18 protein-coding genes are annotated in these 22,739 nt (G+C 52.2%); 10 read left to right on the plus strand and 8 right to left on the minus strand.

Annotated features, from left to right (window positions below):
- Window positions 1-304, minus strand: a 304-nt coding sequence (locus tag OEW58_07365; GenBank protein MDH5301164.1) for a hypothetical protein, incomplete at its 3' end; no start/stop codon positions are given.
- A gap of 148 nt (window positions 305-452) precedes the next feature.
- Window positions 453-1,013, minus strand: a complete 561-nt coding sequence (locus tag OEW58_07370) for a hypothetical protein (GenBank protein MDH5301165.1) — start codon at window positions 1,011-1,013, stop codon at window positions 453-455.
- A gap of 398 nt (window positions 1,014-1,411) precedes the next feature.
- Here OEW58_07370 and OEW58_07375 point away from each other — a divergent pair, with 398 nt between their 5' ends.
- Window positions 1,412-1,537 carry a hypothetical protein gene (locus tag OEW58_07375; GenBank protein ID MDH5301166.1) on the plus strand — a complete coding sequence of 42 codons (126 nt, stop codon included), beginning with the start codon at window positions 1,412-1,414 and terminating at the stop codon, window positions 1,535-1,537.
- 263 nt (window positions 1,538-1,800) lie between these two features.
- Window positions 1,801-3,546, plus strand: coding sequence for a histone deacetylase family protein (locus OEW58_07380; GenBank protein MDH5301167.1), 1,746 nt, complete (start codon window positions 1,801-1,803; stop codon window positions 3,544-3,546).
- Between the two features lie 73 nt (window positions 3,547-3,619).
- Here OEW58_07380 and OEW58_07385 read toward each other — a convergent pair whose 3' ends face one another.
- The 3 genes from OEW58_07385 to tdh all read right to left on the minus strand — a co-directional run bounded on the left by OEW58_07385 (window position 3,620) and on the right by tdh (window position 9,278).
- Window positions 3,620-6,817 carry a hypothetical protein gene (locus OEW58_07385; GenBank protein MDH5301168.1) on the minus strand — a complete coding sequence of 1,066 codons (3,198 nt, stop codon included), beginning with the start codon at window positions 6,815-6,817 and terminating at the stop codon, window positions 3,620-3,622.
- Between the two features lie 209 nt (window positions 6,818-7,026).
- Window positions 7,027-8,229, minus strand: coding sequence for a glycine C-acetyltransferase (locus tag OEW58_07390; protein ID MDH5301169.1), 1,203 nt, complete (start codon window positions 8,227-8,229; stop codon window positions 7,027-7,029).
- 14 nt (window positions 8,230-8,243) lie between these two features.
- Window positions 8,244-9,278 carry an L-threonine 3-dehydrogenase gene (gene tdh / locus OEW58_07395; GenBank protein MDH5301170.1) on the minus strand — a complete coding sequence of 345 codons (1,035 nt, stop codon included), beginning with the start codon at window positions 9,276-9,278 and terminating at the stop codon, window positions 8,244-8,246.
- A 166-nt stretch (window positions 9,279-9,444) separates the two neighbouring features.
- On the opposite strand from tdh, the gene OEW58_07400 reads away from it, so the two are divergent.
- Window positions 9,445-10,305, plus strand: coding sequence for an HDOD domain-containing protein (locus OEW58_07400; protein MDH5301171.1), 861 nt, complete (start codon window positions 9,445-9,447; stop codon window positions 10,303-10,305).
- 62 nt (window positions 10,306-10,367) lie between these two features.
- Here OEW58_07400 and OEW58_07405 read toward each other — a convergent pair whose 3' ends face one another.
- Window positions 10,368-11,747, minus strand: a complete 1,380-nt coding sequence (locus OEW58_07405) for an MFS transporter (protein ID MDH5301172.1) — start codon at window positions 11,745-11,747, stop codon at window positions 10,368-10,370.
- 132 nt (window positions 11,748-11,879) lie between these two features.
- On the opposite strand from OEW58_07405, the gene uvrA reads away from it, so the two are divergent.
- The 7 genes from uvrA (at window position 11,880) to OEW58_07440 (ending at window position 21,556) form a co-directional block, all read left to right on the plus strand.
- Entirely contained in the window at window positions 11,880-14,711 is a 2,832-nt protein-coding gene (gene uvrA, locus OEW58_07410) for an excinuclease ABC subunit UvrA (protein ID MDH5301173.1), read from the plus strand.
- 217 nt (window positions 14,712-14,928) lie between these two features.
- Entirely contained in the window at window positions 14,929-15,753 is an 825-nt protein-coding gene (locus OEW58_07415; protein ID MDH5301174.1) for a histone H1, read from the plus strand.
- Between the two features lie 130 nt (window positions 15,754-15,883).
- The gene (locus tag OEW58_07420; GenBank protein ID MDH5301175.1) at window positions 15,884-16,513 is read left to right on the plus strand and encodes a TetR/AcrR family transcriptional regulator; all 630 of its coding nucleotides are present in this window, start codon (window positions 15,884-15,886) and stop codon (window positions 16,511-16,513) included.
- A 19-nt stretch (window positions 16,514-16,532) separates the two neighbouring features.
- Entirely contained in the window at window positions 16,533-18,959 is a 2,427-nt protein-coding gene (locus OEW58_07425; GenBank protein MDH5301176.1) for an efflux RND transporter permease subunit, read from the plus strand.
- The gene (locus tag OEW58_07430; GenBank protein MDH5301177.1) at window positions 18,952-19,770 is read left to right on the plus strand and encodes an outer membrane lipoprotein-sorting protein; all 819 of its coding nucleotides are present in this window, start codon (window positions 18,952-18,954) and stop codon (window positions 19,768-19,770) included. Before OEW58_07425 ends, OEW58_07430 begins: the two co-directional genes overlap by 8 nt.
- Window positions 19,771-21,111 (plus strand): hypothetical protein, encoded by a 1,341-nt coding sequence (locus OEW58_07435; protein ID MDH5301178.1) that lies wholly within the window; start codon window positions 19,771-19,773, stop codon window positions 21,109-21,111.
- Between the two features lie 13 nt (window positions 21,112-21,124).
- Window positions 21,125-21,556, plus strand: coding sequence for a GFA family protein (locus tag OEW58_07440; GenBank protein ID MDH5301179.1), 432 nt, complete (start codon window positions 21,125-21,127; stop codon window positions 21,554-21,556).
- Here the strand turns inward: OEW58_07440 and OEW58_07445 are convergent.
- Together OEW58_07445 and rplQ are read right to left on the minus strand one after the other, a co-directional pair.
- Complete coding sequence (locus OEW58_07445) at window positions 21,546-22,271, minus strand: SAM-dependent chlorinase/fluorinase (GenBank protein ID MDH5301180.1); 726 nt, start codon at window positions 22,269-22,271, stop codon at window positions 21,546-21,548. The two genes, OEW58_07440 and OEW58_07445, sit on opposite strands and share 11 nt — an antisense overlap.
- A 78-nt stretch (window positions 22,272-22,349) precedes the next feature.
- Complete coding sequence (gene rplQ / locus OEW58_07450; protein ID MDH5301181.1) at window positions 22,350-22,718, minus strand: 50S ribosomal protein L17; 369 nt, start codon at window positions 22,716-22,718, stop codon at window positions 22,350-22,352.
- Window positions 22,719-22,739: the final 21 nt, after the last annotated feature.

Raw genomic sequence — 22,739 nt, forward strand, 5'->3', positions numbered from 1 at the left:
CAAACATCGCGTTGCCGGCAAAATGATTACCGGCGCCGTCGACCGTGTATGCCTTGCCGCTCAAATCCACGTTGTTGGGAAACACCACCGATGCATGGCGGGTCGGCATCATGCCCTGTTCACTGTCGCAGCCGTGCCCCAGGCTGATCTGCAGGTAGGCAGAGCTGCCCTCTTCAAACGAACGACCGCTGAACGCATCCAGATTGTCTTTGGGCACAATGCCAGCGTGTGCCCACACGCCATTGCTGCCTGCCAACATTGCCACTGTCATCGCTGCCCCAAACCACACTTTATTGCTGTACATCGTTACTTCCTCGCAAAAGAATCGCCTTCGCTAGGATAGCAGCACACATGCCAACTAAAATTTCGTTATTTTTCAGACAAATAGCCAACAACGACAACGACAAACTGCGTGAAACCACCCGTTCACTGTGTGGTTTCACACAGTTTTGCTAACGCCGCTTCACCAAACCCACTAGAAACACCAGCAGCGCTATCCCCAAACAGAGCGCAATGCCCGAGTACTTTGCCGTGGTGGCCACGCTGACGATGGTCGCCACGCTGACACTGGGCTGGGCATAAGATGTCAGCAGCACGATGGTGGCGAGGTTCTCCGTCATGTCCAGCAACGCGACAACTACAGGCAGCACGTTGAGGCGAGACCACGCCGACGACGGCTCAATGTTGGCGAAGGCCGCCGTAATCAGCAGCGCCAACGTCCAACAGTACAGCGGGATAAATACAAAATCCGCCCGCAGAAAATTCATGTACACCGCGCGACCTTCGTCACCGTACAAGGCCATCGCCGCTATCGCCTGCTGCGGCGAATAATAGGGCAGCGCGTCGAGCAACCCCACCGAACCAGTGATTTTCGCCAGCGTCGGCCCGGACAAAGGCAGCGTCGATACATTAAATGCCCATAAGAAAACCACCGACACCACCATCAATGACCATAAAACCCGTGACGAGTAATGGCGTTTAATCCAATCGCTAAATTGCGCAACAACCTGCATGACCAGCTCCCTTGCTTAGACTTCCCTAGAATAACGACTCAAAAAAAAACCTGCACAGCTCAGGCTGGCGATGTAGACCCAATATTATTCATGAAAAAAATAAGGAATTAAAACCCGTACCTGCCCCACATGAAACGATGTGTTAGCCTTCCAGCCAACAACCAGTTTTTTCGAGGTTTATGCTCTTTTATCGGAACAAACCGTGCGTGCGTGAATACAGCTTGCTCATAAAACGCTATTAAATATGTGCCAACCCACTACAGCCGATTCAACAACACCTGGCATAACAAATGATGATTTGAAACATTGGCGATACTTCATTTTCGTCAACGCAATCGCCATACAGGCCGATATAAACAGTGCAGTTCGGCAAACCTCAATTCCCCAAGGAGGACATCATGGATCAAGCACCGCAACAAAACCTAAAAGACGAAAACTTCCTTAAAGCATTCACCTACACCGTGGGCACTATTTTGGTCATACTCACCGTGTATATTTTCAGCAGCATTATTCAGATGTTTTAGCCCGAACGGGCAAACAAAAAACGCCGGCATGCCGGCGTTTTTTTTCAACTCGACAGTTCCATCGATAACGGCAAGCCCAATAGCTCACGCGCCCATCTCCGCAAAAAAACTCACCTCAAATCAATATCGGATCGTTGATCGCCCATGCATGGCAGTTGCTGCGAAAGATACCTGCTCGCCATATCGGGCAAATTTGGTTAGACTGGAAGGCAAATTCCCGTACTCATGACTGTCGAACACTCGTCAGAAGGAAATAGCTTTACATGTTCCGTATCCGCAAAATTTATGACACGACCTCCCACGCCAATCAGGATGCCATTCAGCAAGTCAAGCTGATCATGCGCAAACAATTTCCGCTCAGCAGTAAAGATGACTTGAGCAAAATTACCAAACAGTTGCTCGATCCTGTTCAATATCGCTATCGATCCATTTTATTCGTCGCAGAAAATGCCATGGGAAAAATCAAAGGCTTTGCCATGTTGCTGCACATGTCGGATTTGCACATCGGCTATCTCGAACTACTGTCTGTGGCTCCTGGAACCAGCGGCGGTGGCGTTGGCGGCATACTGTACGAACGGGTACGGCAGGAAGCCTGCAATCTGAAACTCAAAGGACTGTTTTTCGAATGCAGCATTGATGATCCTGCGATTATTGATGACCCAAAAACACTCAAGCAAAACCAACAACGCCTGCGTTTTTATGAGCGCTACAACACCTACCCCATCATAAACAACATCTACGCATCCCCCGCCCAGCCTGGCGATAAAGATTTATATTTTCTCATGTATGATGCGCTGCACGAAAACCCGCAGCCACTGCGCAGAAACCTGTTGCGCAAAGTCGTCAGCGCCATTTTGGATAGAAAATATGGCGAACTGTTTAATGCGCAACATATCGACATGGTGGCCAAATCATTTGTCGATGACCCAATCAAATTGCGCCCGCCGGTATACATCAAATCCAGACGCAAGGAGAACCGCGCATCTCACAAACCAGCGCACACTTCCCCGATCACGCTCATCGTCAACACCGGTCACGACATTCATCATGTGGCCGACAAGGGCTACGTCGAAGCTCCTGTGCGCATTTCCTCGATTCTGGATGAATTAAACAAAACACAACTATTCCGCCAAATAAACGCCGGAAACTTTCCCGAAAAGCACATCACCCAAGTGCACGACAGCAATTATGTCAGCTATTTCAAGCGAGCCTGCGCCAGCCTGCCAGAAGGCAAGTCTATCTATCCGATTATTTTCCCGTTGCGCAACACACTGCGCCCACCAAAAGATCCTGAATTGCAGGTTGGTTACTACTGCATGGATACATTCACGCCGTTTAACCACAACGCCTATCTGGCGGCACGCGGCGCGGTGAATTGTGCATTGACGGGGGCCACGCATCTGCTCGCCGGCATACACTTTTCCTATGCACTGGTTCGCCCACCGGGTCATCATGCCGAACGACGCGCGTTTGGTGGTTTTTGTTATTTCAATTCATCTGCCATAGCGGCACACTACCTGTCTAATTACGGGCGTGTTGCGGTATTGGATGTCGATTTTCATCACGGCAACGGCACACAGGATATTTTCTATAAACGATCGGATGTGCTAACCGTATCGATTCATGGCCATCCGGATTTTGCCTATCCGCATTTCTCTGGTTTTGTTGACGAAAAAGGTGAAGGTGATGGCTTTGGATTCAACATCAACTACCCACTTCCGGAAACCATTACCGCCGACCGCTATCACAAAACACTGAGCACTGCGCTCAAAAAAATAAAAATATTCAAACCGGAATATCTGGTTATTGCACTGGGTCTGGACACCGCCAACGCCGACCCTACCGGCACCTGGCAACTGACCGAAAACGATTTCTTTGAGAATGGCAGACTCATTGGCGCTACCAAACTTCCTACGCTGATCGTTCAGGAAGGGGGATATCTGACTCGCACTCTTGGCAAAAATGCGCGGCATTTTTTTGAGGGTCTTTGGAGTGGCTACAACGAATAGCCTTTTTTTCTTGCACCAAAAACAAAGCCGACGTTGATGCGTCGGCTTTGTTTTTTAAACCCTGATAAACAAATTACGGTATAAGCTCTGCCAGTCCGCCATCACCAACACTCGTCGACTGACCATACACATACAGCCTGGTTGTCAACGCCGAAGGCTTCAGCAACTTGATCCCGGTAACTCCCCAACTTGGCGCAGAGGTTGTGTGACCAATCCGTCGATTATTCGCGTCAAGCGTGTAAATTACACCTTCATCTTTATCAAAGTAAATCTTTCCATCCGAGGCAACCGCAAACACATTGCTGGTAGCCTCAGCCACAGGAACATCGATAGTCTGGTTTATCAAGTTCACTCGTTTAATCTGATTGTATTGATTTTCCGTAAGGGCATAATACGAATGCTCAGAGTAATACAAGTAAGGGGTTCCAGCTATGCTAATTGCCTGAAAATGTTTTATATAGTCAAACGTCATTGAAACCAGGTCAGTCACAATCCCCGTGCCATCTGCTAACGTACTGCGGATAGCCGCTGAACCAGCCGAATTGGTACAAGCGGACCCTGCTGCAGTTTTTTGTGACCAAAAGATCTCGCTGCCAAATGCCTGCAGATGACATATAGGCCCACCAGCCGTATTTTTCACCAGACGCGGATTGCTAGCGGTCGCACCATTCCAGTCCGCCGCCCAGATTTCACCTGCCGTATTTCCAACAAAAACAGTGCCCACCACTGCATCAATCGCTGTGATGTTGGAACTGAACCCATTGGTTGTGCTATCAAGTACAACAGTAGAGCCTACATTTGCAACCGTCGCATTATCACCCTGGGTAATGGCATACACCGCGCGCGTTGTCGCGTTATATCCATACATTTCGGCGCCATCCACCGTCGCCAGACCGTGCAGTACGGGCAGCGTTGCAACTTGCTCTGGGGTAGCCAGCGTGGAGTTATGAACACGATAGATAGCACCACCATTTAAACTCATGTAGATATAGGCTCCCACGTTAGCAATATCCGTCGGTTTTCCCGTTACAGGATATAGCGTGCCCGTTTGGAAAACGCCTGCAGGCGCAGAATTGCTCCAGGCCTCACTGCCAGCAACAGCGACAGCATCACTGATAGAGCCCGTTGCGTCTTCAGTCACCACCACATTGTAGAAAAACAGGCTGTCATTTGGCGTGGTATATGTCAGCATAATCGTATCGTCAGCTGGCCCAGCAAGCATGGACTTTGTCGCCGTCACGACAGGCGGCACGGTCATATTTACCGGCGTAGCACTGCCAACATAAAGCTTCGCCGTCACACTTCTTGCGTTCGCAGTTGGGTTATATACATGAGCCCAAATCGTCACCTGCCCTGCTTGTACCAATGCACTAGCTTTGTACACGCTTATTTTCGGCGTTCCATTAACCGCAGCAGAGGCAATGCCAACACCACTGACATTCGCCAGCTTCGCCGTTATCGCGTACGTGGTGCCGTTAGTCAAACCGGTAATATCAAGATTTCTGCCCTTATACACACCATCCGCAAAATAAAGTACGGCTTCAGCATCGTTAGCCGAATAGCTTCCCAACGACACATCCAATCGAGTGTCCATGACGCTAACGCCGGCAAGAACCGGACTAGCTGCAGGAGCCGTCGACGCATAGCTGTACCCTGCTGGCAGGAGCGACAATGGATTGAGGGTTCCACTGCGCAGCACGTACACTGAATGATCATCGTTCGCAGCCAGTGCAATAATACCTTTACCGCCACCAACCCTACGCTTCAGCGTGGATGTTGCTAAATTAAATTGGTAGACCTGGCTGCCCATCCAATACAGGCTGCCATTACTGAAATGAAAATGACTGAAAGAGAAAATATTTTCCTGAATAGGAGCCGCTGAAGTCGGGTTAGCCAAATTCAGTTCAAAAATCGCATCAGCGCCATAAGGAGAAGCCAAACTGGCAGCAATGTAATACAGCTTATTATTAACATCATCAATCGCCAGCGCCTTTACTGGATTAGTTGTACCAAACAGCAACGCAGGTGCCGTGGGCGTGGCATTCAGATTGTTGATTACCTCTATCCCTGATGATGTCGCCAGATACAGCGATGTTCCCTTCACCGCCATATCGGTCAACCCTGCTCGGGCGGCATCCAGCGTCGCAGAGGCACCAGTGATATCCGCCTGGGAAAAACGCATAACTTTAGTCGCATCGGCCACATACACGTAGGTACCATCAACCGATACCGCGACAGGAGCCGTCGGCGTGGAAACCGATGCACTCTGGTGCGCACCAGCACCACTAAGATCCGTTTTATGTAAGGCGAGTCCCGCTATGTGAAAGGCTGCGTTTGCCGCGTCTGCTACGACAATTTCCTTGGCTGAATTCGCACTGATGCCACCTACAAAGTTTCCTGTAGTCTTATTGATCGCAATGGTTGCGTTATTCGCACTCCACACCACATACTTCGCGGAGGTTGCCAGTATAGGCCAGTTTGCGTACGCGCTTCCCGAGTTAGCTATGGCTAGCGCATCCAGTGTCGGAGTCAACGTTTGTCTTTGCACAATACGGCTAACATAACTCGCTGTTCCTCCTCTTTGCCCATTGCTGGTGCCACTATACTCGCCAACATAAGCAAAATGAGAACTAAGAGGGGCGCCACTACTATCCACAAAAGAGGATATTGTTGCTGTCAGTGCTGACAGATTGGCATTGCTGTTTTGCAACGTAGTCGCAGAAAGAGCTTCAGTCGAGGTAGATGTCTGATGCAGCTCATGCTTTGTCGCCGCCACTCCAGAAAGGGTTCCAGTCACAGAAACAGTATTCCCTGACAAAGACAGCAATGGATTCGAATAGGTCACCTGCAAAGGTGCAACAAGAACAACAGGAAAACGACCAAAAGGCGCAGATTCACCACTTCCACTCACGCGAGTAATCCAAAAATATACTTGCGTTAAACCAGATCCAACGCTCATGTTCCCAGAGATCGTACCGGTTGTGACACCGGCTTGAGGGGTCAAGAGGGAACCCTGAACTCCTGGGTCAGCAGATGAGGAGTAATAAACACGAAACGCATCACCAGAAGACGCATCCCACGTTACGGTTGCGCTGACAGAGGCATCATCTCGAGTAACCGCAATATCCAGCGCCCCGGAATATGGAGGAATCGTTGGCGTTGAACCGGCATCACCTCCACCCCCACCTAAACAACCGCCAAGAGATAGTGAAAACAACAGCGCAATCGCTGTAAAAATGCGTTGGGTACGTTTTCTGATGACATCTGACATGGCCGATCTCCTGGATTCGTCATTCCACATTACGAATCGTATCGACCAATAAGACCATTTCTGATGCGGTATCTTTTAACTGCTGAGAACGCCATCACAACAACCAGACACCACCACACCATACCACCGGCATAAAAAACTAGACTGAATATAAAGCGCCCGCCCAATGGGGCTAGCATCCCCCCATTCAGCACTGAAATGCTTTGCAATCAATTTTTATCTCTGACCAACTCCGCATACACATCGGTAAACGCCGCAATCGCCTTATCCAAATCCTGTCGGGTATGCGCTGCTGAAATCTGGGTACGAATACGCGCCTTGCCTTGCGGCACCACCGGATAGAAAAATCCAACCGCATAAATGCCGCGCTCCAATAATTTTTGTGACATTTTCTGCGCCAGCACGGCATCGCCCAACATCACCGGCACGATGGGATGCTCGCCATCAGCAATGATGAAACCCGCCTTGCGCATGCCGCTGCGAAAATATCGGGTGTTATCAAACAAGCGATCACGCAACTCCGTGGAATGCGACAGCATCTCCAGCACTTTCAGCGATGCCGCACAAATCGCGGGCGCCAGTGTATTTGAAAACAAATACGGTCGCGAACGCTGGCGCAGCATATCGATAATTTCCCGTCGACCAGAAGTGTAGCCTCCAGAGCCACCACCCAGTGCCTTGCCAAACGTGCCGGTAATGATGTCAACACGATCCATCACGTTGTGATGCTCATGTACCCCACGACCGGTCTTGCCCATAAACCCCACGGCATGACAATCATCGTGATGCACCATGGCGTCGTAGTGATCCGCCAGATCGCAGATTTTATCCAGCTGCGCAACCGTGCCATCCATGGAGAACACGCCATCGGTGGTAATTAAAATTCGCCGCGCACCGTTGCTTTTGGCTTCCTTGAGCTTACTTTCCAGATCAGCCATGTCGTTATTTTTGTAACGGTAGCGTGCCGCCTTGCACAGCCGCACGCCATCAATAATCGAGGCATGATTCAGCTCGTCGGAAATCACCGCATCCTGTTCATTCAAAATGGTTTCAAACAAGCCGGTGTTTGCATCAAAGCAGGCAGCGTAGAGAATCGTGTCTTCCATGCCGAGAAACTTGCTGACTTCCGCTTCCAGTTTTTTGTGTATCGCTTGCGTACCGCAAATAAACCGCACCGAAGCCAGACCAAAACCCCAGTCATCATAACTTTCCTTCGCTGCGGCGATCACCTCCGGATGATTGGCCAACCCCAAATAATTATTGGCGCACATATTGACGACCTCTGCGCCAGAGGCCAGCGAAATATCATTGGCCTGTGGCGAGGCAATCACTCGCTCATTTTTCCACAATCCGGCTTTTTTTATATCTTCCAGATCCTGTGCCAAACTCTGCTTCGCGGTTTTGTAGCTCATATCATCCCTTTCGTTTAGTCCGCCCAGCTCAGCACCACTTTACCGGATTGACCGGAACGCATCACATCAAATCCCTGCTGGAAATCGGTGTAGTGGAAACGATGCGTAATCATTTTGTCCAACGGCAAGCCCGTCTGCACCAACATCATGCCCTTGTACCAGGTTTCAAAAATTTCGCGGCCGTAAATGCCTTTGATGAATAATCCTTTGAATACCACATCCGTCCAATTGATACCGGTATCGTTGGGCATGATGCCCAGCATCGCAATGCGTCCACCGTTGATCATGCGATCCAGCATGGTGCGAAATGCCTGCGGCGAACCGGACATTTCCAGCCCCACATCAAAGCCTTCTACAATGCCCAGGCTATGCATGAAATCTGCGCTCACCTGCTGCTGCGCAACATTCACCGCCGTAATACGCGGCACCATTTGTTTGGCCAAACCAAGACGAAAATCATTGATGTCGGTAATTACAATTTTGTGTGCGCCCACGTGATCGGCCACCATCGCCGCCATAATACCGATGGGGCCTGCGCCGGTAATCAGTACGTCCTCACCCACCATATCAAACGACAGCGCAGTGTGTACCGCATTGCCGTAGGGATCAAAACACGCCAACACTTCGGCAGGCAATTTGAACGCGGGGCGAAAAACATTTTTGGCAGGTATGGCTACGTACTCGGCAAAACTGCCGGTGCGATTCACCCCAACGCCAACGGTGTGCGGACACAAATGCCGGCGACCCGCCAAACAGTTGCGGCAACGTTCGCAGACAATATGCCCCTCGCCGGAGACCAGATCGCCCACGTTCAAGCCCGTCACGTTGGCTCCCATGTCGACAATCACGCCCGCAAATTCATGCCCCACCGTCATGGGCACCTTGATGGTTTTCTGCGCCCAGGCGTCCCAGTTATAAATGTGCACATCGGTGCCGCAAATGGCGGTGCGCTGCACCTTGATCAGTACATCGTTATTGCCCACCACAGGAAGTGGCACATCCTCCAGCCAAATCCCTTCGCTGGCGTGCTTTTTCACTAGCGCTTTCATGGTATTCATCCTGCACCTCACTCTGCCCAATGTCTCTTGGCTGCCAAAAGCATTCCGGTTTTGCCTCCCATAGCGGATCATTGGGCAATGCCATACAGTTTTTTTAAGTCCTGGGTGCCGCTGTCGATACCATCGATATCAATCAATTCGCCGGAGCCGTTTGGCTATGACCACCACCGATTCATCCCCCTCTGCCGACAAAATGGAATCCATGCTCAACGGCATTAAAATTCCACCTCAGCCCAAGGTGTTAAGCGAATTGCGCGAACAAGCCGGCAAAGGCTTTCCCAACATGCAGTTGGTGGCACAAATCATCAGCCGCGATGTCAGCCTGTCTGCGAGCGTAATCAAAATCATCAACAGCCCGTTCTATGGGCTCAATCAGCGCGTCAGCTCCATTCAGCAAGCTGTCATGCTGCTGGGAGCCGACAAACTAATGGGATTGGCCACCGCCGCCGCGTTGCGCCAGACCATCAAGGGCAAGGGTAGCATTTCCATTGAAAAATTCTGGGAACGCGCCGCCGATATTGCCAATTTGTGCATGGGCCTGGCGCGCAGTTGTCACTACAGCAAACTGGATGAGTTTTATGCCCTGGGATTATTTCATGACAGCGGCGTTGCCATGCTCGCCCAGCACTTCCCCAACTACAAGGAAATCCAGGCCGAAGCCAACACCACCCGTGAATCCATCACCGATGTGGAAGACAAACACTACCAAACCGATCATGCCACCATCGGCTACTTTTTGAGTAAGTCCTGGTATTTGCCCGATGCAGTTGCTCACACCATTCGCGACCATCACGATCTGGATCATCTGCTGCTGCCCGGCGCCGAAAACGACGAGCGCAACGGCATGATGTGCATCCTGCGCATGGCGACCAATATTCACTACTCCGCCAACCGCGTCAGCAGCGAACCGGATTGGGACATCATTGGTTCACAGATTTTGGGCTACATGCAAATCCAGGAAGAAGAATACGAAGATATGATTTTGGACATGACTGACAAACTAGCCGCATCACGTTAAAAAATCAGACACCCACAAAAAAACCGCCAGTCGGCGGTTTTTTTATTTCATGCATAACGTGATTATTTTTTATCGGGGTCGTGCTCTACCACATCCACGCTGTATTTCATCAACGCATCGCGATCCACCGATTTGTTATCCACTTTCAAATACGCGATCTGATCTTCGGGAATCACCACCGCCTCGGCCACACCGGGGATCTTGGTGAATTCAATCACCAACTGGTGGGCGCGCTCTTCATCCACTGGGCCAACACGTACCATGAAGCTGCCCAGATATCGTGGACTGCGCATGGTCGCAGCCAGACTCAGCCACAGCATCAACATCAAGGTGGCAAAAATAAATACGGACTCCACCCCGAAATGACCAAACAGCGTACCGCCCATGACGCCGCCACAGAATGCGCCCAAAAATTGCGAGGTCGAATAAACGCCCATCGCTGTACCCTTGATGTGCGATGGCGCCACTTTGACAATCAGCGAAGGCAGAATCGCTTCCAGCACATTAAACGCGACAAAGAACAACACCAGTGCCGCCAGCAAAAACACCATGGAATGCAACTCAGTAACCAACAGCACTTCGGCCAACACCATGGTTCCAATCGCACCGGCGAACACCTGTTTGATGCGGCGCTTGCCTTCGGCCACAATCACAAACGGCACCATGCCGATAAATGCCACCAGCATTACCGGCAGGTAAACATACCAATGACCTTCAGCCGCAATGCCCATCTGGTCACGCAGAACCAGTGGCATCACCACGAACGTTGACGTCAGCACCGAATGCAAAATAAAAATACCGGCGTTGAGACGCAACAACTCCGGATTGAACAACACGGTTTTGAACTGCGCGGGTATCGGTTGCGCGTCGCGATGAAATCGACTGCTGATCGGCGTGGGCACCACCGTGTACAAGGCCACGATCGCCAGCAAGGCCAGAATTCCCGTCATCCAGAAAATGCCTTGCACACCAATCAAGGTATTTAGAAACGGCCCGGCCACCAGTGATCCGGCGAACGAGGCACCAATGGAAATACCGATGATGGACATGGCCTTGACCCGATTTTCTTCACGGGTCAAATCCGCCGTCAGCGCCATCACCACTGCCGCAATCGCCCCAGCCCCTTGCAGCGCCCGCCCCAATATCACCCCCAGCATTGTGTCCGACATTGCGGCCACCACCGAGCCCAGGGCAAAAATCAACAGCCCCAAAGCAATCATCGGTTTGCGACCAAACCGGTCTGACAACATGCCAAACGGAATCTGGAACAGTGCCTGCGTCAAGCCGTAAATTCCCACCGCCAATCCCACCAGGGTCGGCGTCACGCCTTCCAGATGTTCTGCATACAGCGCAAACACGGGCAAAATCATAAATAGCCCCATCATGCGCAAGGAGTAAATTCCTGCCAAAGATACCGCTGCACGTCTCTCGGTCTTGGACATCGTGACTGTCGACGCTGTTGTTGTTTTTGATTTCACCTTAAGACTCACCTGTATTTCTTACTGAATTCAATTTTGCGTCTGCGACGCCAAACACCGTAATATAGCAAGTTTCGTTGTATAGCCGAAGCTGATATGGACAAGATAACCCTCAGAGGTGCTCGCACCCACAATCTCAAGAACATTGATCTTGAGCTTCCCCGCGATAAATTGATTGTTTTTACCGGTCTTTCCGGTTCGGGCAAGTCCTCGCTGGCGTTTGACACCATTTATGCTGAAGGCCAGCGTCGCTACGTCGAATCGCTGTCTGCCTATGCCCGGCAATTTTTATCGGTCATGGAAAAACCCGATATCGATCACATCGAAGGTTTGTCGCCGGCAATTTCCATCGAACAAAAATCCACCTCGCACAACCCTCGTTCCACTGTGGGTACCATTACCGAAATTTACGACTACCTGCGTCTGCTGTTCGCTCGTACCGGCGAACCCCGTTGCCCGGAACACGGCACCGGCCTGGCGGCACAAACGGTCAGTCAAATGGTTGATCAAGTAATGGCACTGCCTGAGGGGGGGCGGTACATGATGCTCGCCCCGGTGGTGCAGAACCGCAAGGGCGAACACCTGCAACTGCTGGCGGAGCTGCGCACCCAGGGATATGTGCGCGTGCGCATCAACGGCGAAATCGTCGAACTGGATGTGGTGCCTGAACTCGACCGCCAAAAAAAGCACGACATTGATGTTGTGGTTGATCGCTTTAAAATTCGCGAGGATCTGGCGCAACGTCTGGCCGAATCGTTTGAAACCACGCTGGGCCTGGCCGATGGTCTCGCCAAAGTCGTCAACATGGACGACAACAGCGAAATGGTTTTTTCCGCCAAGTTCGCCTGTCCGGTCTGCGGTTTCAGCGTGGCCGAACTGGAACCAAAACTGTTTTCGTTCAACAACCCCAGCGGTGCCTGCCCCAGTTGTGATGGTTTGGGCGTCGCTGAATTTTTTGATGCCAGCCGAGTTGTCTCCCATCCTGAACTGTCGCTGCGTGAAGGCGCGGTGCGCAATTGGGACAGACGCAATAATTTTTATTCGTCACTGCTGGAATCGCTGGCCAGTCATTATCGATTCGATCTGGACACGCCATTCAAAGATTTGCCTGACAACATCCGCAACATCGTGTTGTACGGCAGCGGCAAGGAAGAAATTGCCTTCAGCTATGCCGATGCCAAAGGCCGAACCACCCAGCGAGAACATCCGTTTGAGGGCATCATCCCCAACATGCAGCGCCGCTATCGCGAAACCGATTCCAACATCGTGCGCGAAGAACTGGCCAAGTATCTCAACACCCAACCCTGTCAGGATTGTTGCGGGGCGCGACTGAACAAAGCTGCGCGTCATGTGTACGTGGCCGAAACCACCTTGCCGGCGATCACCACCCTGTCCATCGGTGAAGCCGCACAGTTTTTCCAGCAACTGCAACTGCCTGGCAAGCGCGGCGAAATCGCCAGCAAAATCGTCAAGGAAATTAACGAGCGTCTATCGTTTCTGGTGAACGTTGGTTTGCAGTACCTGACCCTGAGCCGCAAGGCCGATACCTTGTCCGGCGGTGAAGCCCAGCGCATTCGTCTGGCCAGTCAGATCGGTGCCGGCCTGGTGGGCGTAATGTACGTGCTGGACGAACCGTCGATTGGTCTGCATCAGCGTGACAACAGTCGCCTGCTCAACACCCTGACCTTCCTGCGCGACCTGGGCAACACCGTCATTGTGGTCGAACACGACGAAGACGCTATTCGCTGCGCCGACTACGTGGTCGACATTGGCCCCGGTGCCGGCGTGCATGGTGGTCAAATCGTCGCTCAAGGCACACCGGAGCAAGTCGCTAACAATCCACTATCGCTCACCGGCCAGTACCTGTCAGGCAAACAGCGCATCGACATTCCCACGCAACGGGTGCCTGTTGATGAGGCTCGCCAATTGAGCATTCGCCAGGCTAGCGGTAACAATTTAAAAAACGCCAGTGCCAACATTCCGGTCGGCGTCATGACCTGTATTACCGGCGTATCCGGTTCTGGCAAGTCCACCCTGATCAATGACACCTTGTTCGCCCACGCTGCGCGCGTACTCAACGGTGCCACCACCGAACCGGCGCCCTGTGTCGCCATCGACGGATTGAGTCAGTTCGACAAGGTGATCGACATCGACCAGGCACCCATTGGCCGCACACCACGCTCCAACCCGGCCACTTATACCGGATTGTTCACACCAATCCGCGATCTGTTCGCCGGAACCCAGGAAGCGCGTTCACGCGGGTATTCGGTGGGACGTTTCAGCTTCAACGTCAAAGGTGGGCGTTGTGAAGCCTGCGAAGGCGACGGTCTGATTAAAGTGGAAATGCACTTCCTGCCTGACGTTTATGTGCAGTGCGATGTGTGCAAAGGCCATCGATACAATCGCGAAACATTGGACATTCGCTACAAAGGCAAAAACATTTCCGAAGTGCTGGACATGACAATTGAAGACGCACTGGAGTTCTTCGATGCCATCCCGGCGATCAAGCGCAAGCTCGCCACGCTCACCGAAGTGGGCCTGTCGTACATTCGCCTGGGGCAAGCGGCCACCACCCTGTCCGGCGGTGAAGCGCAGCGCGTCAAACTCGCCCGGGAGCTGTCCAAACGCGACACGGGCAAAACACTGTACATTCTGGATGAACCGACCACCGGGTTGCATTTTCACGACGTCAAAAAACTACTCGAAGTGTTGCATCGCCTGCGCGATCACGGCAATACCGTTGTCGTGATTGAGCACAACCTGGATGTGATCAAAACCGCCGATTGGATCATCGACATGGGCCCCGAAGGTGGCAGCGGCGGCGGCGAAGTCATTGCTGTCGGCACACCGGAACAAATCGCCCAGCATCCAGCGTCGCACACCGGCCATTACCTGCGCCCCATTCTGGACAGCTCGAAAAATTCCTAGCGCGCTTGTTAGGTTCAAAAAAACCGTCATCACGCGATGTGATGACGGTTTTTTTAATGGCAATTTCGCGATATAAATTTTTTCTGTGGTTCAAATCACAGTTTCCATTGACCACTTGTTGCAACATTTGTATAAGTGAGCCATTAAGTCGAGCGTTCAACGTTCCGATAACAAATCGTTTTGCAACAGTTCCCAAATTAATTACCCAGGAGGAAATATGGCCAAGAAGCGTGTAGCCAAGAAACGCGCTGCCAAGAAGGCAGCCCCAGCAAAAAAAATTGTCGCCAACACAGGCAAACGCCTGGCGGCCGCAGAAAAAGCCTTGAGCAAGATCAGCAAGCAGTTAACTGCTGCTGAAAAGAAAGTTTCCTCGGCGGAGGCAAAACTTAAGAAGGCGACAGCCAAAGCCAAACAAGGCAAATCAGCAACCGCCAAAGCCGCCGCCAAAACAGCTAAGGCCGCCGTTGCCAAAGCCGCTGCTACCGTTAAAAAACTGAAATCCAGCCAGGCAGATGCAGCGCATCAAGTCAGCTACCAAAAAGTAATGGCCGAACTGCAGGTTGAAAAGCAGCGTCAATGGGCCAAAGACGTGGCTGCGTTTGAAGCCAAATGGGAAAAAGACTACGACAAGAAACACGCACCAAAAGCTGGCAAGAAAAAAGCCGGTGCCAAAAAAGCCGTGGCTAAAAAGGCAAGCGCCAAAAAAGTCGCAGTCAAACCTGCTGCTCCAGCCGCAGCCAAGCCTGTCGCACCAGTTGCCCCCAAGCCTGCCGCACCAGTTGCGCCCAAGCCTGCGGCTCCCGTGGCTGCCAACCCTGTTGTTGCGCCCAAACCAGTAGTACCAACCGCGCCCGCCAAACCTGCGGCACCAAGTACTCCAGCGTCAATGACCAGCAACTCACCGCCCATGCCGCACAAGCCGGTGGCAAATGCGGTGCACGACAGTGTTGCCAAGCCAACAAGCAATGTCAGCGCCCCTGCTGGCAGCGGGTTTGGCAGTGTCAAACCCGGTGGCAACAATAACTCTGGGCAACAGTCTTAAACAGACGACACGACGTTAGTCATCCAAGGGAGGCAACCGCCTCCCTTTTTTGTTTTCGCAATCCACTTGAATCCATAGCAAAGCAGTCGTACACTTTTCTAACCCGTTGGTTAGCTAAGGAAAGCAGTTCATGGCATCAGCAGTTCGCTCTCAACGCAATCCCGTTGATAATCAAACCATCCTCGCCATTGCCGCCGATCAGTTTGCGCAACAGGGCTTTGCCGGCGCGCGCATGGAAGACATTGCACAGCACGCAGGCGTCAACAAGGCCACGCTTTATTACCGCATTGGTGACAAAGAGGCGCTGTACGAAAAAGTGATTATCTCCACCATGGATCGCGCACTCACCGACTTGCGCCAGGTGCAACACTGCACGACCGATCCCTGCCAACAACTGCGGCAATACATTCAGATTTTAGCGAACCACATCCAGACGCATCCCACATTTACATCGTTGGTTCTGCACGAACTGGCTTCGAGTTCAGAAAACATTTCGCTTCCCATGCTCGAACGCCTGCTTGAGGTTCGCGCCCTGTTTACCGATATTCTGCGCCACGGCGAAGCACAACAGCTGTTTCGATCCATCAATCCGGTCATCATCTACATGCAGACCATAGGCGCACTGATCTTTTACGCGTCCAGTCAAATGCTTCACCAGCGCATACCTCCGCTAAAAATGAAAACAAGCGGCATAGAGCCTGCATTACCAGAGGCCGCCATTGAACTCACTGAAACGATTTTGCGAGCAATTAAACTCTAACTCTATCCTTGGGAAAAATATGTCAATTCGCCACCAAATTGAAGCCAGCTTTGCCAATTTTGGCCTGTGGATTTATACCAATCGGCTCAAGACTCTCTTCACCGTATTGATCATCATCGTTGCGCTCTTCTCCAATTTGCCCAAGCTGACCATCGACACGTCCAGCGAAGGCTTTCTGCATAAGGAAGATCCCATACTGCTCCAGTACAACCATTTCCGTGACCAATTCGGTCGTGATGAAGTGGTGATGATGGCGATAAAAACCGATGATGTTTTCACGCAAAAAAACCTGGAAAAAATCAAGTCGCTGCATGAAGAGCTTGAAGCCGGCGTTCCTTATCTGGACAAGGTCACCAGCCTGTACAACGTCCGCAATACCCGTGGCGAAGGCGACCAGCTGATAGTTGAAGACTTGCTTGAGCACTGGCCACAAACCGCCGAGGATCTGGCCGCACTCAAGCAAAAAGCAATGAGCAGCAAGCTGTATCGCAATTTCTTGCTGTCCGAAGATGGTCGCTATACCGCAGTGATGATTCGTGCCAGTGCGTTTGCTGACAGCGTGTCACTCACCGAAGAAGATTTACTGGCCGGTTTTGAGGACAGCGGCCAAACCAACATAGAACAAAAGCCCCGGGCGTATTTGACCGATGCGCAAAACAGCGAAGTCGTTCAGGCTGTCAGCAAAATCGTCGACAAATACCGCGGCGCCGATTTCGAAGTTTATATTGCCGGCTCGCCCGTGGTCAGCGATGAGCTAAAGCAGTCCATGCAGCATGACATGCAAACCTTCACCAAATTTGCGATCCTGGCAATTGCTCTGGTGCTGCTGGTGCTGTTCCGCCGATTGTCAGGCGTACTGATTCCGTTATTGGTGGTCATTCTGACCCTGGCCTCCACCCTGGCCACCATGGCCACCAGCGGCGTTGCTGTCAAACTGCCCACCCAAATACTGCCCTCATTCCTGCTGGCCGTAGGCGTTGCCGCCGCCGTTCACTTGTTGGCGATTTTTTATCATCACTATGACCAGCACGGCGACAAAGCCAAAGCGATTAGCCATGCGCTAGGGCATTCAGGACTGGCGATTGTCATGACCAGTTTGACCACTGCAGCAGGCTTGCTGTCGTTTTCCACTGCCGAGGTTGCGCCGATCGCCGATCTGGGTATTTTCGCCGCCGCCGGTGTCATTCTGTCACTGATCTACACCTTGCTGCTGCTCCCGGCGCTCATTTCACTGTTCCCGATTCGTAAAAAGAATTCGCATCAGGCGGAGCATGGTGGCGCACTGGATAAAGTGCTGATCTGGCTCGCTCAGGTTTCCGTCCGCCAGGCCAAGCCCATCGTCTTTGTTTCGGCAATTTTGCTTGTTGTCGCTCTCATTGGCGTATTTAAAACCAGCTTCCACCATGATCCCTTGCGCTGGATGCCTCCCACCTGGGATATTCGTGTCGCCTCGGATTTGATTGACAAAGAAATGCGCGGCAGTGGCGTCACCGAAATTGTCATCAAAACCAACACCGAAAATGGCCTGTATGACCCTGACTTGATTCAGCGCATGGATGCTTTCGACAAAGAACTAAACCAGCTGGTTATGCCTGACATGTTCGTCGGCAAAACCTCATCGGTGGTAGATATTCTCAAAGAAAGCAATCGCGCCCTGCACGAAAACCAAGAAGAGTTTTATCAGGTTCCCAACAATCGTGATCTGATAGCCCAGGAGCTATTGCTGTTCGAAAACTCCGGCTCGGATGATCTTGAAGATTTTGTCGACAGCCAGTTTTCTCAAGCGCGCATTACACTGAAAACGCCGTGGATCGACGCGGGCACACATACCGAATTCATTCATCAGGTGGAAGGTCTGCTGGCCAAACATTTTGGTGATTCGGTCACATCCTATGTCACCGGCATGGGCACGCTGTTCAGTCGCACCATGGATGCATCAATCCACAGCACAGCTAAAAGCTATGTCATCGCCGCCGTAGCCATTACCATCATGATGATTTTGCTGCTGGGCAGTATCAAGATTGGCTTGATCAGCATGATTCCCAACTTTTTACCCATCCTCATCACCATCGGTTGCATGGGCTATTTCGGCATCCCGTTTGACATGTTTACCCTGCTGATCGGCTCGATAGCCATTGGCCTGGTGGTGGATGACACCATCCATTTCATGCACAACTTCCGCCGCTACTACCATCAATACGGTGACGTGGAAAAGGCGGTCAAAACCACCTTGCTCAGTACCGGTCGCGCCATTTTGGTCACGACCATCGTTCTATGCATCGGCTTCTTTATGTTTGCCGCCGCCACCATGAGCAATGTCGTTAATTTTGGCATTCTGACCGGCAGCACCATATTGCTCGCCCTGCTCGCCGATTTGTTGTTGGCGCCGGCATTGATGACCCTACTCTACAGCCGCAAAAATAAACAAGGAACCGCTCATGCTTAATTCCCGCAATTTCCGCCCTTGGATTGCAGCCTGTTCGTTATTCACTCTCGCCGGTTTGCCCGGCGCTGCCTTGGCCGATGATGCCAAAGCCCGGGCGATTATGGAAAAAGTCGATGCTGTCAACAAAGGTGACAATCGCGTCTCAGACATGGAAATGATTCTGATTGATCGCCACAACAATCAGCGTACACGTTCACTGCGCACCTTCTCCAAAGATTTTGGCAAGGATACTTATCGCATCATGTTCTTCCTTTCACCGGCAGATGTGGAGAACACGGGCTTTCTTACCTACGATTACGACGACGCCAACAAGGACGATGACCAGTGGCTGTTCCTGCCAGCCCTGCGTAAAAGCAAGCGCATCGCCAGCACCGACAAAAGCGGCAGCTTTATGGGCTCGGACTTTAACTACGCCGACATGACTGACCGCGATTTACAGAACTACGATTTCACGCTGAAAAAAGAAATGGATGTCGATGGTAAAAAAGTTTGGGCTATCGAAGCAGTGCCGCGTAGCAAAAAAATCATTGATGAATTTGGTTACAGCAAATCCTTGGCGTTCGTTCGCCAGGATAACCACGTCGTGATTCGCGCCATCAACTGGGAAAAGGATGGCGGCAAAATGAAATTCATGGAAATCACCAAGCTCGAACAAATCGATGGCATCTGGACGCCGCTGGAAATTTCCATGACGACCAAACAAGGTCAGCAAACCGAACATCGCACCATTTTGCGTTTCCATAACGTCAAATATAACCAGAACCTTGGCGATGATGCATTTACCCTGCGCCGTTTGGAGAAAGGTCTGTAAATGCGTAAAACCGTTTTGTTTACCGCCGCATTGCTCAGTATGGGCAGTGTTTGCGCCGAAGAAGATCTTGATGACCTGCTCGGCAGCTTTGACACCCCGACCCTGCAGGCCGCGCCTCCAGCCGAAACCAGTATCAATCAGGCCAGCGGCTTTCCCAGGCACGATTTCAACAGCCGACTCACCCTGCTGGCCACCCACAACTATCAGGCGCACAGTGATACGCCTGATTACCAGGATCTCAGCAGCGCCAAAACCAGCCTGCGCCTGGGAATAAAAAGCCAATGGAATAAAGCCTGGCGCAGCGAAGCACAGCTTGCCGGCTTTCATGACGCCGGATATGCCATCAAGGGACGTGATCAGTTCAATGCCGAAACACTCAAGCATCACGAACAGGAACTCGAGCTGCGTGACACTTTTGTGCAGGGCAAGCTCAGCGATCGGCTGGACATAAAAATCGGCCGGCAGATTGTCGTCTGGGGCAAATCCGACAGCCTGCGCGTGGTGGATGTACTCAATCCGCTGGACCTACGCGATCCTGGCATCACCGACATTGAGAACCTGCGCCTGCCGGTGGGCATGGCCAAGGCCGATTACTACCAGGGCAGCTGGCACGGCGAGCTCATCCTGGTCGGCGAAACCCGTTTCAGCAAACGCCCGGCCTTCGGCAGCCAATACAGTTTCTATCCCTCTGCACCACCGGCGGAAGACAGCCTGGACAGCGATGCCGAACACCTGCAATACGCTGCAGCACTGCACTTTCAATCGTCTGCCGCCGATGCCTCACTGCATCTAGCCAAGATCTACGACGATGACCCCTACATGACCAGTGGCCGGCTGCGCCACGCGCCGATCAACCTCGCTGGCATCAGCGCCAATGCTCCGCTGGGTGCCTGGTTGGTCAAAACCGAGTTAGCGCTCACTGATGGCAAGCGCTTTTCACCTCAGCCCAAGCAAACCTATCAGCAGGCCAAGGCCATGCTCGGTCTGGAGTACTACGGCATCAGCAATCACACATTTGCCTTGGAAGCCATGGCCAGCCAGATTCTGGATTATGACCAAGCCCTGGACAACGGCTCATTCGCCGTAGGTGAAACCGCCAGCCAAACTGCGTTACGCTACAGCGGTAAACTGTTGCGTGAACAACTGACAGTCAACGCCCTGGCCAGCCTTTGGGGCAATGGCGGTGACGGTGCCTTCTACCGAGGCTGGAGCAGCTATGAACTGGCCTCTGGCAGCAGCGTCAGCGCGGGTGTGGTCATCTACCAGAGCGGCGACCAACTGATGTTCAAACAAGTAGCCGACCGCGACAAGTTATTTGTCAGCTGGGATTGGTATTACTAACCGAGGCCGCCCCATGATCCATGGCCAGTGCTTGTGTGGTGAAGTAACGTTTGCGCTGGCAGTAGATGAATTGCGACTTTATCAATGCCACTGCTCTGAGTGCCGAAGGGTCAGCGGCTCCTCGGCCAATGCCGCAGCGCTTTTACCGCAAACGCAGTTTCGCTGGCAGGGCGACGCCAACAGCATTATTAGCTACCGCGCGCCCTCAGGTTACCGTAACGATTTCTGCAGCCAGTGCGGCTGCAGCGTACCCAATACCATCGGCGATGGGACCTGGATGTGGATCCCTGCCGGCCTGCTCGACAATATACCGAACATTCGGCGTACGGCGCATATTCATCTGACCTCAGCGGCCACCTGGGAGACCAGTGAAACAACTCATTCCTTTGACGACTCCCCAGGACTGGAAATGCTAAAGCAACTCCTGCATCTCGCTAAAAGCTGATCTTGTCGCCGATGCTGATACCCAGACGCTGCGCCACATTGAATTGATTGCCTGCAATCTCAATCAGGCCCTGACTGTTCTCGTACCAGAACGGTTGTCCCGCCAGCGCATAGGCAAACGTTGGCGCATAACGGATCGGCAACTGACCAAAGGTGAATACTTGCTCACTCATAAAGCCGGCCGCCCCCAGACCTGTCATGCAGTTACCGTAATGATCAATGTAGATGACCTCGGCCAAATCCCTGCCCCAGCCTTCGGTTTCCACCGTCATTGGCGTCGCCAGACTTTCGATCGGCTCACCCAGGGCCAACAGCGCCGCCACCGGCGCAAACAAATCCCGTCCGTGAAAACTATTGGACAGGCCTTCCGCCGGCCGCCAATGGATTTGGTACCAGCGAGAATCGGGGTCATCCAATGCCAGCGGAACAAACAAACCATTGCCCGGCCCCACGAACCAGCAATCACGAGCACGTAAAATAACAGGAGGCCGCGCATGATGGCCGACACCGGGGTCGATCACTGCACAACAGACACTGCCTCGTGGTAATGCGGCAGTAACCGCAGCCAACAAATAAGCCGAAGCATTGATGTTGAGTGCCGGCGCATCGTGCATCAAATCCACCACCGCCCGACCTGGCGCATAGTGTTGAAGGGCGAGCTTCATCTGGCCAACATACGGCCCCTGCCAGCCGAAATCGGTAAACAGCGTAATCATCGCCACCCTCCTTTTTTTCGGGCATAAAAAAAGCCGGTACGAAACCGGCTCTTTTTTATTCTGCAAAGCACACAGCGATTACTCGCCGGCTTCATCCTTCACCAACTGCACCAACGCCATAGGAGCGTTGTCGCCAGCGCGGAAACCGCACTTCAGGATACGGATGTAACCGCCAGGACGCGCTTTAAAGCGTGGGCCCAAGTCAGTGAACAACTTGCCAACCATTTCTTTGTCACGCATACGAGAGAAGATAATACGACGGTTATGTACGCTGTCTTCCTTCGCACGAGTGATCATAGGCTCAGCCACGCGACGCAATTCTTTGGCTTTCACCAAAGTAGTCTTGATCGTCTCGTGACGGAACAGCGAAGCAGACATATTGCTGAACATCGCATCACGGTGCGCGCTAGTGCGGCTTAACTTAACTCCAGATTTTTTGTGTCGCATGACTACAACCCTAATCTATCT

This window comes from Gammaproteobacteria bacterium, assembly GCA_029884425.1.
In the GTDB taxonomy this organism is placed as follows: Bacteria; Pseudomonadota; Gammaproteobacteria; order S012-40; family S012-40; genus JAOUHV01.